Raw genomic sequence first — 16,357 nt, forward strand, 5'->3', positions numbered from 1 at the left:
GAGAGTCCGTGAGCGGAGGATGCCGTCGGCCCACGGCGACGGCCCCGGCCCACGGCCCCGGCCACGGCCCCGGCCGCAGCCCCGGCCGCAGCCCGCGCCACGTGCGCGGCTCACCCCGGGCATGCAAGAAGGCCCCGGAGTGGAGTCCGGGGCCTTCATGTCAAGCGTAGCTCAGATCAGAGCGCTTCGACGATCGCGCGCATCAGGTCGGCGGTCTCGGACGGCGTCTTGCCGACCTTGACGCCTGCGGCCTCGAGGGCCTCCTTCTTGGCCTGTGCGGTACCGGCGGAACCGGAGACGATCGCGCCGGCGTGACCCATGGTCTTGCCCTCGGGGGCGGTGAAGCCCGCGACGTAGCCGACGACGGGCTTGGTGACGTGCGCCTTGATGTAGTCGGCCGCACGCTCCTCGGCGTCTCCGCCGATCTCGCCGATCATCACGATCGCCTTGGTCTCGGGGTCGGCCTCGAACGCGGCGAGCGCGTCGATGTGCGTGGTGCCGATGACCGGGTCGCCGCCGATGCCGATGGCGGTCGAGAAGCCCAGGTCGCGCAGCTCGAACATCATCTGGTACGTCAGAGTGCCCGACTTCGACACGAGGCCGATCGGGCCCTTGCCGGTGATGTTCGCCGGCGTGATGCCGACGAGCGCCTCGCCGGGCGTGATGATGCCGGGGCAGTTCGGTCCGATGATGCGGGTCGTGTTGCCCTTGCTCTGCGCGTACGCCCAGGCCTCGGCCGAGTCACCGACGGGCACGCCCTCGGTGATGACGACGAGCAGCGGGATCTCGGCGTCGATGGCCTCGATCATCGCGTCCTTGGTAAAGGCGCCGGGCACGAAGGCGATCGACACGTCGGCGCCGGTCTCCTTCATGGCCTCGGCGACGGAGGCGAAGACGGGCAGCTCGACGGCGTTGCCGTCCTTGTCGGTGTGCGAGACGGTCGTGCCGGCCTTGCGGGCGTTGACACCACCCACCACCTGGGTTCCGGCCTTCAGCATGAGTGCCGTGTGCTTGGTGCCCTCGCCGCCGGTGATGCCCTGGACGATGACCTTGGAGTCCTTGTTGAGGTAGATCGACATTTTCTGTTCCTTTAATCCGGTCTCTGAGCCTGTCGAAGGGTCAGGCGTTGGCGAGCTCGGCGGCCTTGTCGGCGCCCTCGTCCATCGTGGCGGCCAGGGTGACCAGGGGGTGCGCGTACTCGGCGAGGATCGCGCGGCCCTCGTCGACGCGGTTGCCGTCGAGACGCACGACGAGCGGCTTCGACGCCGTGGCGCCCAGCGTCTCGAGTGCGCCCTTGATGCCGTTCGCCACGGCGTCGCACGCCGTGATCCCGCCGAAGACGTTGACGAACACGCTCTTGACCTGCGGGTCGCCGAGGATGACGTCGAGGCCCGCGGCCATGACCTCGGCCGAGGCGCCGCCGCCGATGTCGAGGAAGTTGGCGGGCTTCACGCCGTTGTGGTTCTCACCGGCGTAGGCGACCACGTCGAGCGTCGACATGACGAGTCCCGCGCCGTTGCCGATGATGCCGACCTCGCCGTCGAGCTTCACGTAGTTGAGGCCGGAGGCCTTGGCCTTGGCCTCGAGCGGGTCGGCGGCGTCCTTGTCCTCGAGCGCCTCGTGCTCGGGGTGACGGATCTCGGAGGCGTTGTCGTCGAGGGTGACCTTGCCGTCGAGCGCGATGATGTCGCCCTCTTCGGTGCGCACCAGCGGGTTGACCTCGACGAGCGTCGCGTCCTCGCCCTTGTAGACGTCGAAGAGCTTCACGAACACGTCGGAGACCTTCTCGACGAGGTCCTCCGGGAAGTTCGCCGCACGGGCGATCTCGACGGCCTTCTCCTTGTCGATGCCCGTGAGCGGGTTGACCTCGACGCGTGCGAGTGCCTCGGGGCGCTCGACGGCGAGCTCCTCGATCTCCATGCCGCCCTCGACCGAGCACAGGCTCAGGTAGGAGCGGTTGGCGCGATCGAGCAGCACGGAGAAGTAGAACTCCTCCGCGATGCGTGCGCCCTGCGCGACCATGACGCGCTTGACGACGTGGCCCTTGATGTCGAGGCCGAGGATGGCCTTCGCCGCCTCGTAGGCCTCATCGGGGGTCTTGGCGACCTTGACGCCGCCCGCCTTTCCACGGCCGCCGGTCTTCACCTGAGCCTTGACGACGACCACTCCACCGATCTTCTCGGCGGCCGCCCTCACCTCTTCCGGTGTGTCCGCGACGATGCCGGCGAGAACCGGCACTCCGTACTTCTCGAAAACGTCTCGTGCCTGGTACTCGTACAGATCCACTGTGGTTCCTTCACTGGGCTGCTGTCTGGTAATTCTCTCGATGTCGAGACATCGACCAGTCCCACAGCCTACTACCTGCACCTGAGCGCTCCCGGCGTCCTCCCCTCCACGGCGGCGACGGCGCGGGCTGGGGTCGAGGTCTAGGCTCATCCCATGCACGAATCCGCAGAACCGCGCACCGGCGTCGTGGCCGCAGCGCTCGAGCTGTTCGCGACACAGGGCTTCGACCAGACCTCGGTCGAGCAGATCGCGAAGGCCGCAGGCGTCTCCCGATCGACGTTCTTCCGCCAGTTCGGCGGCAAGGAGGACGTGGTGTTCGCGGATCACGAGGCCCTGCTCGACAAGCTCCGGGAGTTCCTCGCCGAGGGACACGAGGATCCGTGGGGCGCGGTGTGCGCGGCATCCGAGTCGGTCTTCGCGCACTTCGCGCACGATCCCGAGATGGCGAGGCGCCGGTATCAGATCGTGCGCCAGGTTCCGGTGCTGCGCGAGCGGGAGATCATCACCGTGTTCCGCTACGAGCGACTGTTCGACGACTACCTGCGCAGTGCGCTCCCCGGCATCGATCCGCTCGATGCCGTGGGCTTCTCGGCGCTCGTCACCGCCGTGCACAACCACGTGCTGCGTCAGCTGCTCCGCGGCAAGAAGAAGGTGCCGGTGTCGACCCTGCAGACCGCGCTCGCCGACGTCAGGCGACGGTACGGCGTGCCCGCCGACTCTGCGGCGGCGGCGGCCGACGATCTCGTCGTCGCGGTGTTCCCGCGCTCGATGCCGGTCGCCGAGGTCACCCGCCGGCTGCGCACGCAGCTCGACTGACGCGCGACCCCTTCACAGACGCGGGGCACCCGCATATCGGGCGTCGTGGAACCCAGTATCGGGGAGTACGATACTTGGTGCCACGAAGGAGTCTCCATGAGCACCGCAGCATCTCCCTTCCCCGGCGAGCGCGTCTCGTCGTACGACATCACCGGACGCCAGGACAGCGACTACTACGCCGTCTTCGCCGACATCCCCGAGGCCGACAGATCCGCCTGGGATCGCGCGAAGGCCTACATCGACGAGGTCGGCCCGCAGATGGCCGATGCCTGGGATCGCGCCGAGTATCCGCTGGAGGCCGCCCGCCGCATGGGCGAGATGGACCTCGTCGTCGACGGCATCGAGCACGCGTCGCTCACCCGACTCTCCCCTCTCGCCGCAGGCCTCGTGAACATGGAGATCTCCCGCGGGGACGGGTCCCTCGGCACCGTGCTCGCCGTGCAGGGCGGGCTCGCGCTGCGCACCCTCGCGCTCTTCGGCTCGGATGAGCAGCAGCAGAGATGGCTCACGGCCCTCGCCGACAGCTCGGTGTTCGGATCCTTCGCCCTCACCGAACCGGACCACGGATCGGACTCCGTCTCGCTCGAGACGGTGGCGCGGCGCGACGGCGAGGAGTGGGTCATCCGCGGCACCAAGAAGTGGATCGGCAACGGCGCATCCGGCGGCATCACCTTCGTCTGGGCCCGCGTCGACGACGAGACCGCCGCGGAACACGGAGCCGTCCGGTGCTTCCTGGTCGAACAGGACACCCCCGGGTACACGGGGACCCCGATCCGCGGCAAGGCCTCGCTGCGCGCCATCCACCAGGCGCACATCGTGCTGGACGACGTGCGCGTGCCGCTGGACGCCGTGCTGCCGGGGACGACGAGCTTCAAGGACGCATCGATCGTGCTCTACGCCACCCGCTCGGGCGTCGCGTGGTCGGCGCTCGGTCATGCGACCGCGTGCTACGAAGCCGCCCTCGCCTACTCGAAGGAGCGCATCCAGTTCGGCAAGCCTCTCGCGAAGTTCCAGATGGTGCAGGAGCGGCTGACCCACATGCTCGAAGACCTCACCGCGATGCAGCTGTACTGCCGCCGCCTCGCCGACCTCGAGACCGCAGGGGAACTGCGCCCCACGCAAGCCTCACTGGCGAAGTTCCACAACACCCGCGCCGCCCGTCGGGTGGCGTCGATCGCCCGTGACCTCCTCGGCGGCAACGGCATCCTGCTCGAGAACGGCGTGATGCAGCACATGGCGGACATCGAGGCCATCCACACGTACGAGGGCACCGAGAGCGTGCAGGCACTGCTTCTCGGCCGCGACATCACCGGGATGAGCGCCTTCGCCTGAGCGGAGTGGCACCGCCCGGTCCTCAGCCCTCCGGGGGCGGCGCGAGCGGCTCTGCGGCCGAGAGCCGCTCGGCTCCGAACCGCTCGGCCCCGATGACCCCGAGGAGCCGCAGCTTCTCGGCGCTCTCGCTTCCCGGTGCGGCGGTGTACACGAGCAGCGAATGAGACTGCACCGGGTCGACGAGCGTCTGGCACGCGAGTTCGATCGGCCCGAGCTCCGGATGCAGGAAGCGCTTCACCGCTCGGGGGCGCAGTCCGACCTCGTGCGCCTCCCACAGGATGCGGAACTCCTCGCTGCGCTCCTGCAGCAGCGCGACGTAGCGCGCGGCGCGTGAGGCGGGTCCCCGCAGGGCCGCGATCTCGCGCAGACCCGACACCCACAGGCGGGAGAGGAAGGGCCGATCCTCCTCGTCATAGAGCAGGCGGAAGCGCGGATCCGTGAACCACCGGTAGCCGATGCTGCGCTCCGGACCGCGCAAGCGCGAGAGATCGCCGACCAGCGCGACTCCGAGCGGCGTCTGCCGCAGCGTCTCGCCCAGCTCCGTGACGACCTCGGCGGGGGTGTCGTGCAGACGGTCGAAGATGCGCAGAATCCCCGGGCTCACATGGTCGCTCTCGGTGCCTCTGGCCGGCGGCGTGTGACCGGCGAGGGCGAACAGGTGCTCGCGTTCGGCGAGCGAGAGGTGCAGCCCCTGCGTGATCGCCGCGATCATCTGCTCGGAGGGCTGCGGCCCCCGCTCCTGCTCCAGACGCGCGTAGTAGTCGGTGGACATGTGGCTGAGCGCTGCGGCCTCCTCGCGGCGGAGCCCGCTGGTGCGGCGCCGCTCCCCCCGCGGCAGTCCGACGTCCTCGGGCTGCAGCGCCTCGCGCCGCCCCCGGAGGAACTCCGCGAGCCCCTGTCTGTCCACGGTCATGCGCGCCTCCCCCTCGTCCTGTCAGTTCTACCAGCCGACATCTCGGCGATCCACGGATCGACGATCCCTGGTTCACATCGTCGGAGCGGAGGAGCATCGATGCATCGGCGAACAGGAGAGACCATGCCACGCAGAACCCCCGACCTCACCATCCCCGCCCTCCACGGCACCAGGGCCGTCATCACCGGAGCGAGCGACGGGATCGGACTCGGCATCGCCGCCCGGCTCGCCGCCGCGGGCGCCGAGGTGATCATGCCCGTCCGCGACCGCGAGAAGGGCGAGCGTGCGATCGAGAGGATCCGGAGCTCGGCGCCGCAGGGGTCGCTGTCGCTGCGAGACCTCGATCTCGCATCGCTCGACTCAGTGGCCGCGCTGGGGCAGACGCTGACCGGGGAAGGCACCCCGATCGGCATCCTCGTGAACAACGCCGGAGTGATGACCCCGCCGACCCGGCGAACCACCGCCGACGGGTTCGAGCTGCAGTTCGGGGCGAATCACCTCGGGCACTTCGCGCTCGTCGGCAGGCTGCTCCCCCTGCTCAGGGCGGGGTCGGCCCGCGTCGTCTCGCAGATCAGCATCGCGGCCGAGCGGGGATCCCTCAACGACGACGACCTGCAGTGGGAGCGCTCGTACGACAGCATGCGCGCATACAGCCAGTCGAAGATCGCCGTCGGCCTGTTCGGACTCGAACTGGATCGCCGCAGTCGCCGGGACGGATGGGGCATCACCAGCGTGCTGTCGCACCCCGGCGTCGCCCCCACCAACCTTCTGGCGGCGCAGCCCGAGCTCGGGCGCGCCACGCAGACCACCGCACGACGGGTCATCGATGCGCTGTCGCGGCGCGGGATCCTGTTCGGGACCGCCGAGAGCGCCGCGCTGCCTGCGGTCCTCGCCGCGACCTCCGTCGACGTGCGAGGAGGGGAGTTCTTCGGACCCTCGGGCATCGCCCACCTCGGCGGCGCGCCCGCCGCGCAGAAGCTCTACTCGCGACTGCGCGACGATGCGACGGCCGCGCGCGTCTGGAACATCTCCGAAGAGCTCACCGGGGTGTCCTTCGGGGAGCGGTGAGCGCCGGGGTCAGTCGCAGCCGCAACCGCCGGCGGGCGTCTTCACCATGAAGCAGACGTCGCACACCCCGTAGTCGCGCTCGGCCGGCTTCGGGGTGCGCGGGGTGCTCGGGGCCGCCGCGACACGAGGAGTCGTCGACCGCTTGGCTTTGACGGGAGCGATCGGACGGAACTCGCTCGGGTGCGTCACGTAGAAGTAGGGTGCACGTCCCTCGCTCGCCCGCAGACGCAGCGGCGTCGAACCGACGACGACGACCTCGTCCTCGGTGAAGCCGTTGGTGTAGGTCTTGCCGATGTGCAGGCTGGCGCCCTCACCTCGGCGGACCGCCTCGATGTAGCGCCCTCGGTCGATGTACGACGAGATGCCGACGGCGTCGGCGATGGCGGTGATGAACTCGTGGTTCTCCACTGCGATCCGGTGTGCGCGGAGCGCTTCGGCGAGGGTGCGGTATGGGCGGGAGTTTCCGGTGGGGGTAGGCCCCTGGACTTCATTCATCTCTCCAAGGATCTCACGTCCGGACGTGGAAGACTGGCGGTATGGCACGCGCGACGATCATCGGCTCCGGACCGAACGGCCTCGCGGCGGCCGTGACCCTCGCCCGCGCGGGATACGAGGTCCGGATCCACGAGGCCTCCGACACGATCGGCGGTGGTCTCCGCACCCTCGAGTCGACGCTCCCCGGCTTCCGACACGACGTGTGCGCGGCGGTGCACCCCTCCGCCGTCGCCTCCCCGTTCTTCCAGGCATTCGGTCTGTCCGACCGCATCGAGTGGATCCATCCGGACGTCTCGTACGCGCATCCTCTCGACGGCGGCAGGGCGGGCATCGCATGGCGCGACATCGAGCGCACAGCGTCTGGGCTCGGCGTCGACGAGCGCGCGTGGCTGGCCCTCCTGCGACCGCTCAGCACCCACGTCGAGGGCGTCGCTGACTTCACCGGGAATCAGATGCTGCGGATCCCCCGTCACCCGCTGACCGCTCTGCGCTTCGCACTGCGGATGCTCGACCAGGGCACCGCGCTGGCCGCGCGCACGTTCCGCACGGATGAGGCCGCCGCGCTGATCGCCGGCGTCCTGGCGCATCCTCCGACACCGCTCCCCACTCTCGCCGGTGCGGCAGCGGGCCTGCTGCTCGCCGCCGAGGCCCATGCCGGCGGCTGGGTGTACCCACGCGGCGGGTCGCAGCAGATCGCGGATGCCCTCGTCGCCGATCTCGAGGCGCACGGCGGGTCCGTCGAGTCCGGGCACAACATCACGGATCTGGATGCACTCGACTGGGGCGACCCGTCGCGCGGCGACCTGCTGATGCTGAACACCTCGCCCCGGCTCGCCCTCACCCACCCCGACGTCCCCGCCCGCTACGCGCGCTCGATCCGCGGCTTCCGCTACGGACCGGGCGCCGCGAAAGTGGACTTCGCCCTCGACGGCCCGATCCCCTGGGCCCACCCCGAGGTCGCCCTCGCACCGACCGTCCACATCGGCGGCACCAGGGCAGAGGTGTGGCGGAGCGAGAACGAGGTCGCCCGCGGGCGCGTCAGCGAACGCCCCTACGCCCTCACCGTGCAGCCCTCGATCTTCGATCCCACCCGCGCGCCCGAGGGGAAGGCCGTGCTGTGGGCGTACATCCATGTGCCGCACGGCTCCGATCTCGACGCCACCGAACTCATCACACGACAGATGGAAAGGTTCGCGCCCGGCTTCCGCGACCTGATCCTCGCGCACCACTCGGTGCCCGCCTCCTCGCGGGAGGCGATCAACCCGTCGGAGATCGGCGGCGACATCCTCGGCGGCGCGTTCACGATCCCGCAGGCGATCCGGCGTCCGATCCTCAGCACCGCCCCCTGGCGCACCCCGATGCGGGGCGTCTACCTCGCTTCGGCCTCCACCCCGCCGGGCCCGGGCGTCAACGGCATGGCCGGCTGGCACGCCGCACACACCGCGCTGCGAGACGCCGGCACGCGCGTGACGCTCGACGACCTGTTCGGCTGAGCCGAGGCCCTTCTGCCGCGGCACGTCGTTCGCCAGGATGGACCCATGCGCTACGTGATCCCCTCCCCGATGCTGGCGAAGGCGGCGCCGACGGTGCCCGACCCCGCGACGTCCGCCGGCGGTCTGCTGTTCGAGCCGAAATGGGACGGGTTCCGCGGCCTGCTCGCCTGGGACGGCGACAGCGTCGAGATCGGCTCCCGCGGAGCGAAGCCGCTCACCCGGTACTTCCCCGAGCTCGTCGAGGCGGTTCCGCGGGTCCTGCCGCAGCCGTGTCTGCTCGACGGTGAGATCGTCGTCGCCACGGGACCGCTCGGTGAGCAGCGCCTCGACTGGGAGGCTCTGAGCCAGCGCATCCACCCTGCGGCGTCGCGGGTGGCGACGCTGGCGACCCGGACCCCGGCCATGTTCATCGCCTTCGATCTGCTCGCCGTGGGCGACGAGGACCTGCTCACCACGCCGTTCGAGGAGCGTCGCGCCCGGCTGGAGGTCCTGATGTCCGAGGTCGCGCATCCGCTGCACATCACGCGGACGACACGCGACCGCGACACCGCCGCGCGCTGGCTGCAGGAGTTCGAGGGCGCGGGCCTCGACGGTGTGGTAGCCAAGCCCCTGGACCAGCCCTACGCCGCGGGCACGCGGACTCTGATCAAGGTCAAGCACGCGCGCACCGCCGACGTCGTCGCCCTCGGCTACCGCATCCACAAGTCGGGCTCCGGCGTCGGCTCGCTGCTCGTCGGGCTCTTCGACTCCGGCGGAACGCTGCGGCAGGTGGGCGGCGTCGCCGCCTGGAGCGACGCGCGCCGCAGGGAGCTCGTCGACGAGCTCGCCCCGCTCGTCGAACGCGACGACGCGGGTGCTGCGGTGACGGACGAGGGCGAACGCTCGCGGTTCAGCGGCTCGAAGGACGTCTCGTTCGTGCGACTGCGACCCGAGCGCGTGCTCGAGGTGCGCTACGACCAGCTCGAGGGATCGCGCTTCCGGCACACCGTGCAGTTCGCCCGCTGGCGACCCGACCGCGACGCGCGCTCGTGCACCTACGACCAGCTCGACACCGTCGCCGGCTATGACCTCGCCGACGTCCTCGGCTGACGCTCACTCCTCGACGGCGTCGCCGTTCTCGTCCCAGTGCGCGGCGACCTTCTTGCTGGGCTGCACGCGCGGTGGCTCCCCGGGCATCTTGGGGAACTCCGGCGGGAACGACAGCTCCCCCAGCCCGGCCTCGGTGTCGCGCTGCCACCATTCGAGCAGCGTGTCGATGCGACCCGGCTTCTGCTGCATCCGCGCCCAGGCGTCGCCGACCTCCTCGAGCCGCGACGGGACGCTGCGCACAGTGAACCGCGCGGGGTCGAGACCGTCGAGCTCGTCCCAATGCACCGGCATCGACACGGTGGCCCCCGGCAGCGCCCGCGGGCTGTACGCCCCGGCCATCGTGCGGTCGCGATTGGCCTGGTTGAAGTCGATGAAGATCCGCTCGCCGCGCTCTTCCTTCCACCAGTTCATGGTGACCCGGTCGGGCATGCGACGCTCCAGCTCCCGACCGGCGGCGATGACGGCGTGCCTGACCTCGAGGAACTCATGCGACGGCTCGATGGGGGCGAACACGTGCAGACCGCGGTTGCCGCTCGTCTTCACGAACGCCACGAGTCCTGCCTCGCCCAGCACCTCGCGCAGAGCGTGCGCGGCCACGATCGCATCGGAGAAGTCGGTGCCGGGCTGCGGGTCGAGGTCGATCCTCAGCTCGACGGGGTTGTCGGGATCGGTGGCGAGCGAGGCCCACGGATGGAAGACGATCGTGTTCATCTGCGCGGCCCAGACGATCGCGCTCGGCCGGTTCAGCACGATCTGCGGATGCCGTCTGCCGCTGTTGTACGTCACGGTCACCGCATCGACGTACTCGGGCGTGCCCTGGGGCGGGTTCTTCGAGAAGAAGCCGTCGCTGCCGATCCCGTCACGGAACCGCTCGAGCGAGACGGGCCGGTTGCCGTTCGCCTCGAGGAACGGCCCGCTGACGATCTGCAGGTACTCGACGAGCTCGGCCTTCGTGATCCCCGCGTCGGGCCAGATCACCCGATTCGGGCTGGACAGCACGACCTCGCGCTCGGCATCCGGATCCGCGACGGTCAGGGGGATGCGTTCTGAGGCCATGTTCCGACCCTAGAGCGCCGGCGCGACGGGCGGAAGCAGGTCACTCCCCCACGTCGACCGACAGGATCATCACCGAGGTGAGCGCGTCGCGCTCGACGACGATGCTCGGACCCGCGGGGTCGATGATGACGCCGGCCATGTCGAGGTGATTCGAGAGCAGCGAGGCGAGCTGCGAGGGCTCGAACGGCAGCGGTCGATCGCCTCGGCCCAGCGCGAGCACCTCCAGAGGGTGCGAGAAGAGCTGCAGGAACCGTCGGCCGTCGGGCGTCTGCGCTTCGGCGATCCCGACCTGCCCGCCGGTGCCGCCTTCGTTCACGGCCACCCACATGCGCGTCTTGGCGAGCGCCTCGCCCACCTTCGCCTCCGAGTCCTGCTCGCGAGGTGCGGCGATGAGGGACTTGACCGTCATGTCGACATCGGCCTGCTCGAGAGCCTTCTGCAGAAGTTCGGTGGGGAACACCACCCGGTGCGGCGTCGACGCGTTGTCGACGATCAGACCGGCGAAGTCACCCGAGACGACCTGCTGCAGCACCGAGGTCACCGGCTGAGCGACAGCAGAGGTCGCCGCCGGGTCCTTCTCGAGCTGCACGGAGTCACGCACGGCGGCGGCGGAACTGAACCCGAGCATGAACTGGCGTTCGCCGTCGCGCACGACCGCCACCGCGAGCGGCTTGCCCTCGCTGATCTGGGCCCGGGCGTCGCCGTTCACGCGGATGTAGAGGTGCCCCTGCAGCGCCTGGCGGAGCACGCCGAGGAGCTGCTCGTTCGTCGCACCCTGCTCGATCTCCTTGAGCGACTCGCGCAGCAGGACGTTGTCTTTCATGCCGGCGACCGTCTCGGTCTGCTCCGGCGGCAGCGCGGGGGCCAGCGGCAGCCGACGGACGGGCTCCGGCGCGGGTGCTGCCGCAGGAGCCGACGGCGCCGCGGTGCCTGCGGCGGCGGACGGCGCCGCGGACGTGGCATCGGGGTCGGGCAGAGCGACCTCGGGCCCCGCCTGCGCGCCCACCCCGCGGAACGCCTGCACCGAGATGCCGATGGTCGGTGCGACCTCGGCCTGCTCGGGGGCGGCATCCGGTGCGGAGGCGGCGTCCGTGACGGAGGCGGCGTCCGCGTCGGGCGCGACCTCGGCACCCTCGGTGTCGGGCTGGGTCTCGCTCTGGTCGGCGACGACGTCGTCTGCGGACTTCTTGCGGCGTGAGAACAGGGCCATATCAGCCAGCCTAACCGCAGGTCGCCTCAGATCTTCTCGATCGGTGCGACCTTGATGAGGAGCTTCTTCTGACCGGCGGAGTCGAAGCGCACGTGCGCGATGCGCTTGGCCCCTTCGCCGGTCACGGCGTCGACGCGCCCCTCGCCGAAGTCGGAGTGGCGGATGCGATCGCCGGCGGTGAGCTCGAGATCTCCGTTGTCGCGCATCTTCGCCGTGACACGGTTCGGGAACTTGTCCATGGCCGTCGACAGCGGCTTCAGCGCGTCGCGTCCGGGGAGCTGCTTGACCGCGAAGCGGTCGCCCGACCCGGATCCGGAGCCGCCGAAGCCACCTGCTCGGCGCGCATTCAGCGCGCGGGACTGCGTTCCTCCGCGCGAGTTCACGTCGCCCGGCGACTGGCGCCAGTCGATGAGCCCCGCCGGGATCTCCTGCAGGAACCGACTCGGCATGGCGACCGTGACCTCACCGAACTGCGCCCTCGTCATCGCCAGCGACAGGTGCAGGCGCTTGCGCGCGCGGGTGATGCCCACGTAGAAGAGGCGGCGCTCCTCCTGAGGCCCACCCGGTTCACCGGCCGAGATGCGGTGCGGGATCAGGTCTTCTTCGACTCCGGTGACGAAGACGGCGTCGTACTCGAGCCCCTTCGCGGTGTGCATCGTCATCAGCGAGACGGAGCCCGACTCGTCGTCGAGGTCATCGGCGTCGGACACCAGAGCGACCTCGGTGAGGAAGTCGACGATGGTGCCCTCGGGGTTGTTGCGCGCGAAGTCCCGGGCCACCGCGACGAACTCGTCGAGGTTCTCGACCCGCGCCTCGTCCTGCGGGTCGCGACTGGCGCGGAGCGCGTCGAGGTACCCGCTCTTCGACAGCAACACGCTCAGCCCGTCGGCCACCGAGGTCGGCGGCGGGAGCTCACCCGACGCGGGCAGCATGATCTCGGTCGCCTCGGCGAGCACCGCGTCGAGCTGGGCGATCCCCGCCTGGATCTTCGGACCGAAACCCAGCTGGTCCGGCACCGACAGAGCCTGACGGAAGGTGATCTCGTGCGCATCGGCGAAACGCGCGATGGCGGACTCGGAGACGTCGCCGATGCCGCGACGCGGTTTGTTCAGGATGCGCCGCACAGCCATCTCGTCGGCGGGATTCGCCACCGCGACGAGATAGGCGAGAGCGTCTTTGATCTCGGCACGCTCGTAGAACTTCGTGCCGCCCATGATCTTGTACGGCACCGCGGAGCGGATGAAGATCTCCTCGAGCGCACGCGACTGCGAGTTGGTGCGGTAGAAGACGGCCATCTCCGAGTAGGGCATACCGGAACGCCGCAGCGACTCGACCTCGTCGGCGACGAACTGCGCCTCGTCGTGCTGCGAGTACCCGGTGAAGCCGATGATCGCGTCACCGTCGCCCTTGTCGCTCCAGAGCTTCTTGTCCTTGCGGTCGAAGTTGTTGCCGATCACGGCATTCGCCGCCGAGAGGATGTTCTGCGTCGAGCGGTAGTTCTGCTCGAGCAGCACGACGCGCGCGCCGGGGAAGTCGCGCTCGAACTCGCTGATGTTGCGGATGTCGGCTCCGCGGAACGCGTAGATCGACTGGTCGGAGTCACCGACGACGGTGAGGGATGCGCCCTCGAGCTCCGGGGCGGTGTCGGGCTCGAAGATCATCATGCCGTTCGAGGCATACGGGTCGGACGACTCGCCGGTCACGGGTCGCGTCAGCTCGTGGATCAGCGCGTACTGCGCGTGATTGGTGTCCTGGTACTCGTCGACGAGGACGTGACGGAATCGACGGCGGTAGGTGTCGGCGACCTGCGGGAAGGCGCGGAACAGGTACACCGTCTGCCCGATCAGATCGTCGAAGTCGAACGCGTTGGCCTTCTGCAGCTGGCGCTGGTAGTCGGCGAACAGCTCGACGAAGATGCGCTCGGCGGGATCGGACATGTTCGCCTGTCGCGCGTAGGCGTCGGCGTCGGACAGCTCGTTCTTGAGCTTCGAGATCCGTGACTGGACCGCTCCGGGGGTGAGCCCGTAGGCATCGGCCTCGTGCTCTTTGACGAGTCGCTTGATGAGCGCGCGCGAATCACCGGAGTCGTAGATGGTGAACGACTTCGTGAAGCCGAACTGCTGGGCCTCGCGGCGCAGGATGCGGACGCACGCGGAATGGAACGTCGAGATCCACATGCCCTTCGCCGCCTCGCCGACGATCCCCTCGACGCGCTCGCGCATCTCGCCGGCGGCCTTGTTGGTGAAGGTGATCGCCAGGATCTGGCTCGGCCAGGCCTCTCGCGACCTCAGGAGCGACGCGATGCGGCGCGTGAGCACGCTGGTCTTGCCCGAACCCGCACCCGCCACGATGAGCAGAGCGGGGCCGCGATAGGTCACAGCCTCGAGCTGCTGAGGGTTGAGGCCGGCGAGCAGATCGTCTTGCCCCTGCGCCCCTGTGGAGCGTGGGCCGACGGATCCGGGGACGATGAGAGGGGCTTCGGTCATGGCCTTCTGAGTCTAGGCTGAGCCACCGACACGGCGGCACCGACCGCACGACGACGGAGGGTACGCGGAGCGACTCCGCACACCCTCCGTCCTCGATCCGTTGGCTCAGCCGGTGCGGCGCCGACGACCGACCGCGATCATGCCGGCGACCACCAGCGTCAGCGCCAGCAGCACCGACGCCACCGGCAGCTCGGCTCCGGTGACCGCGAGCGCGCCGCTGTCGCGGTTCTCGTCGGTGACAGCGGTGTCGGGCAGAGGCGGCGTCTGGCTGCCCGGGTTCCCGCCGGGGTCTTCGCCGGGGTTCTCCCCGGGGTTCTCGCTCGTCGCGCCGGGCAGGGTCCCCACCCGCAGCGCCTCCGAGGCGAAGCCGTCGGCGAACCACCACACGGGGCGCTGTCCGTCGACCGACAGCGAGGCGGGCGCGGTCGCGAAGCCCTCGTTGTTGATGTCAGGCATGCTGGCAGGGCGCGCGAAGTGCGCCACACCGGGCTGCGCGGTGCCGTTCAACGTGATCTGCGCCGACTGACCGTGGCAGCCGTCGTCGCACACCGCCCACAGCACGTCGAGCACGCTGTCGTAGTCGAGAGCCATGACTCCAGCGAGCCCGGGTGCGATCTCCGAGACCAGCGTCGCGGTGCCGTCGGCAGCGAGCGCGAAGGCGTACACATGACCGTTGTCCTCGACGGCGACGAAGAACAGGCCATCACCGTGACCGGCGTAGTCGGTCGAGTCATAGGCCGCGCCCGTGTTGACGTCGAAGAGCGTGCCGTGCAGGGCGGTGTCCGGAACCCACTGCACGGCCTCCATGCCGAGGTTCGCACCGACGGCGGGCAGCAGAGCTGTGAGGTCCCACTCCTGCTGGGCGACGAGATCGCCCGAGGAGGCCTCCGGGTCCACCTTGAGCACGGTGTTCTCGTTCGCTCCCTTGGTGCTGTTGTCGCGCTCGGAGGCGACGTAGACGTATCCGTCGCTGTCGACCGTGATGCCCTCTGTGTCAGGACCCGCGGCGTCCGGGTCGGCGGCATCCTTCTGGAACCGCACCCGCTTGCCGGATTCCCAGCCCACGAGCTGCGAGAACGAGCCGTCGGCGTGGGCCTCCAGCTTCCAGATGCGTCCGTCGCCGTTGTCGACGGCCCAGAGGAACGCGCCGTCCATCGTCTCCTGCACGTCCAGGCCCGAACTGTCCTCGAGGAACGTCGGCGCGGTGTCGAGCACGCGCACCTCGGCCGACCCGGGCCAGGTCGAGACCGCGATCTCTCCGGCGCAGACGTTCGCGAGACCCTTCGTGCTCTCCGCGGTCGCGGCGAACGCTCCGATGATGTCGGGGCAGCGCCCCCACGTGGTGGTCGCGTGCTCCGCACCCCACGTCGTCGAATCGACGAGCAGGTCACCGTCGAAGACACGCACCGCGTCTCCGTCGCCCAGTCCGAAACCGAGAGCGGCGCGCTCGATCACGAGATACGCACCGGCCGAGATCGTCGTACCTGCCGGGATCGCGTAGGAGTGGGTGTCGTCGTCGTCCTTCACGACGACCCCCGACACATCGAGAGCGGATGCGGTCGGGTTGACGAGCTCGACCCAGTCGTCGGGTGATCCGCCGTCGGACTCGACCTCGTTGATGCGCACGGGGTTGCCACAGGCGTTGCGCGCACCCTTGGTCGAGACGGCGATGTCGACGAAGTCTCCACTGCCGTCGGCGCAGCGGGCGAGCACGCCTGCGGCGTGTTCGACGTACACGTGCTCGTCGACGACGCCGAGGCTCGCGTCGCGCAGAGTGACGGTGTCGCCGTTGCCCAGACCGAACACGAAGTCCGTCGGCTGGTCGAACACGAAGTAGGCGCCGGGCTCGATGATCGTGTCAGCCGGCAGCGGAGTCGCCTCCACCGCATGGCCGACCGGATCGCCGTCCATCACGGTCCAGCCGGAGAGATCCACCGGGGTGCTGCCGGTGTTGACGACCTCGACCCAGTCGGTCGCATCTCCGTTGGACTCGATCTCGTTGATGACGACGTCGGGCATCACGCACGAGTTCGGAGCCCCCGGAGTCGAGTGGGCGAGCACGAAGGCCCCCTCACCGTCGGGACAGCGTGCGAGCGTCGCAGCGGCGACGTCA

The 16,357-nt window shown here is 69.7% G+C and carries 13 protein-coding genes; 5 read left to right on the forward strand and 8 right to left on the reverse strand.

Going from position 1 to position 16,357, the window contains the following annotated elements; translation table 11 throughout:
- Positions 1-176 precede the first annotated feature (176 nt).
- Both sucD and sucC read right to left on the reverse strand, forming a co-directional pair.
- Complete coding sequence (gene sucD / locus ABTZ43_RS14295) at positions 177-1,079, reverse strand: succinate--CoA ligase subunit alpha (protein ID WP_045252499.1); 903 nt, start codon at positions 1,077-1,079, stop codon at positions 177-179.
- A 40-nt stretch (positions 1,080-1,119) separates the two neighbouring features.
- Positions 1,120-2,286, reverse strand: a complete 1,167-nt coding sequence (gene sucC / locus ABTZ43_RS14300; protein WP_045252498.1) for an ADP-forming succinate--CoA ligase subunit beta — start codon at positions 2,284-2,286, stop codon at positions 1,120-1,122.
- Positions 2,287-2,439: 153 nt separating this feature from the next.
- Here sucC and ABTZ43_RS14305 point away from each other — a divergent pair, with 153 nt between their 5' ends.
- Together ABTZ43_RS14305 and ABTZ43_RS14310 are read left to right on the forward strand one after the other, a co-directional pair.
- Entirely contained in the window at positions 2,440-3,102 is a 663-nt protein-coding gene (locus ABTZ43_RS14305) for a TetR/AcrR family transcriptional regulator (RefSeq protein WP_056412114.1), read from the forward strand.
- A 96-nt stretch (positions 3,103-3,198) separates the two neighbouring features.
- Positions 3,199-4,434, forward strand: coding sequence for an acyl-CoA dehydrogenase family protein (locus tag ABTZ43_RS14310; protein WP_350539306.1), 1,236 nt, complete (start codon positions 3,199-3,201; stop codon positions 4,432-4,434).
- Positions 4,435-4,456: 22 nt separating this feature from the next.
- Here ABTZ43_RS14310 and ABTZ43_RS14315 read toward each other — a convergent pair whose 3' ends face one another.
- Positions 4,457-5,347 carry a helix-turn-helix transcriptional regulator gene (locus ABTZ43_RS14315; RefSeq protein WP_350539307.1) on the reverse strand — a complete coding sequence of 297 codons (891 nt, stop codon included), beginning with the start codon at positions 5,345-5,347 and terminating at the stop codon, positions 4,457-4,459.
- A gap of 123 nt (positions 5,348-5,470) precedes the next feature.
- Here ABTZ43_RS14315 and ABTZ43_RS14320 point away from each other — a divergent pair, with 123 nt between their 5' ends.
- The gene (locus tag ABTZ43_RS14320; protein ID WP_350539308.1) at positions 5,471-6,415 is read left to right on the forward strand and encodes an SDR family oxidoreductase; all 945 of its coding nucleotides are present in this window, start codon (positions 5,471-5,473) and stop codon (positions 6,413-6,415) included.
- A gap of 9 nt (positions 6,416-6,424) precedes the next feature.
- On the opposite strand, the gene ABTZ43_RS14325 is transcribed toward ABTZ43_RS14320, so the two are convergent.
- Positions 6,425-6,910 carry a hypothetical protein gene (locus ABTZ43_RS14325; protein ID WP_314095362.1) on the reverse strand — a complete coding sequence of 162 codons (486 nt, stop codon included), beginning with the start codon at positions 6,908-6,910 and terminating at the stop codon, positions 6,425-6,427.
- 41 nt (positions 6,911-6,951) lie between these two features.
- Here ABTZ43_RS14325 and ABTZ43_RS14330 point away from each other — a divergent pair, with 41 nt between their 5' ends.
- Both ABTZ43_RS14330 and ABTZ43_RS14335 read left to right on the forward strand, forming a co-directional pair.
- Positions 6,952-8,403 carry a phytoene desaturase family protein gene (locus ABTZ43_RS14330; RefSeq protein WP_350539309.1) on the forward strand — a complete coding sequence of 484 codons (1,452 nt, stop codon included), beginning with the start codon at positions 6,952-6,954 and terminating at the stop codon, positions 8,401-8,403.
- 45 nt (positions 8,404-8,448) lie between these two features.
- Positions 8,449-9,492 (forward strand): ATP-dependent DNA ligase, encoded by a 1,044-nt coding sequence (locus ABTZ43_RS14335; protein WP_350539310.1) that lies wholly within the window; start codon positions 8,449-8,451, stop codon positions 9,490-9,492.
- A gap of 3 nt (positions 9,493-9,495) precedes the next feature.
- On the opposite strand, the gene ligD is transcribed toward ABTZ43_RS14335, so the two are convergent.
- From ligD to ABTZ43_RS14355, 4 genes are all read right to left on the reverse strand, one after another.
- Positions 9,496-10,548 (reverse strand): non-homologous end-joining DNA ligase, encoded by a 1,053-nt coding sequence (ligD, locus tag ABTZ43_RS14340; protein WP_350539311.1) that lies wholly within the window; start codon positions 10,546-10,548, stop codon positions 9,496-9,498.
- A gap of 40 nt (positions 10,549-10,588) precedes the next feature.
- Complete coding sequence (locus tag ABTZ43_RS14345) at positions 10,589-11,758, reverse strand: SseB family protein (RefSeq protein ID WP_350539312.1); 1,170 nt, start codon at positions 11,756-11,758, stop codon at positions 10,589-10,591.
- A gap of 26 nt (positions 11,759-11,784) precedes the next feature.
- Positions 11,785-14,244 (reverse strand): ATP-dependent helicase, encoded by a 2,460-nt coding sequence (locus tag ABTZ43_RS14350; RefSeq protein ID WP_056412138.1) that lies wholly within the window; start codon positions 14,242-14,244, stop codon positions 11,785-11,787.
- A gap of 105 nt (positions 14,245-14,349) precedes the next feature.
- Positions 14,350-16,357 (reverse strand): lamin tail domain-containing protein (locus tag ABTZ43_RS14355; RefSeq protein ID WP_350539313.1); only part of this gene is annotated, 2,008 nt, incomplete at its 5' end.

The organism is Microbacterium sp. NPDC097977, assembly GCF_040302605.1.
In the GTDB taxonomy this organism is placed as follows: Bacteria; Actinomycetota; Actinomycetes; order Actinomycetales; family Microbacteriaceae; genus Microbacterium.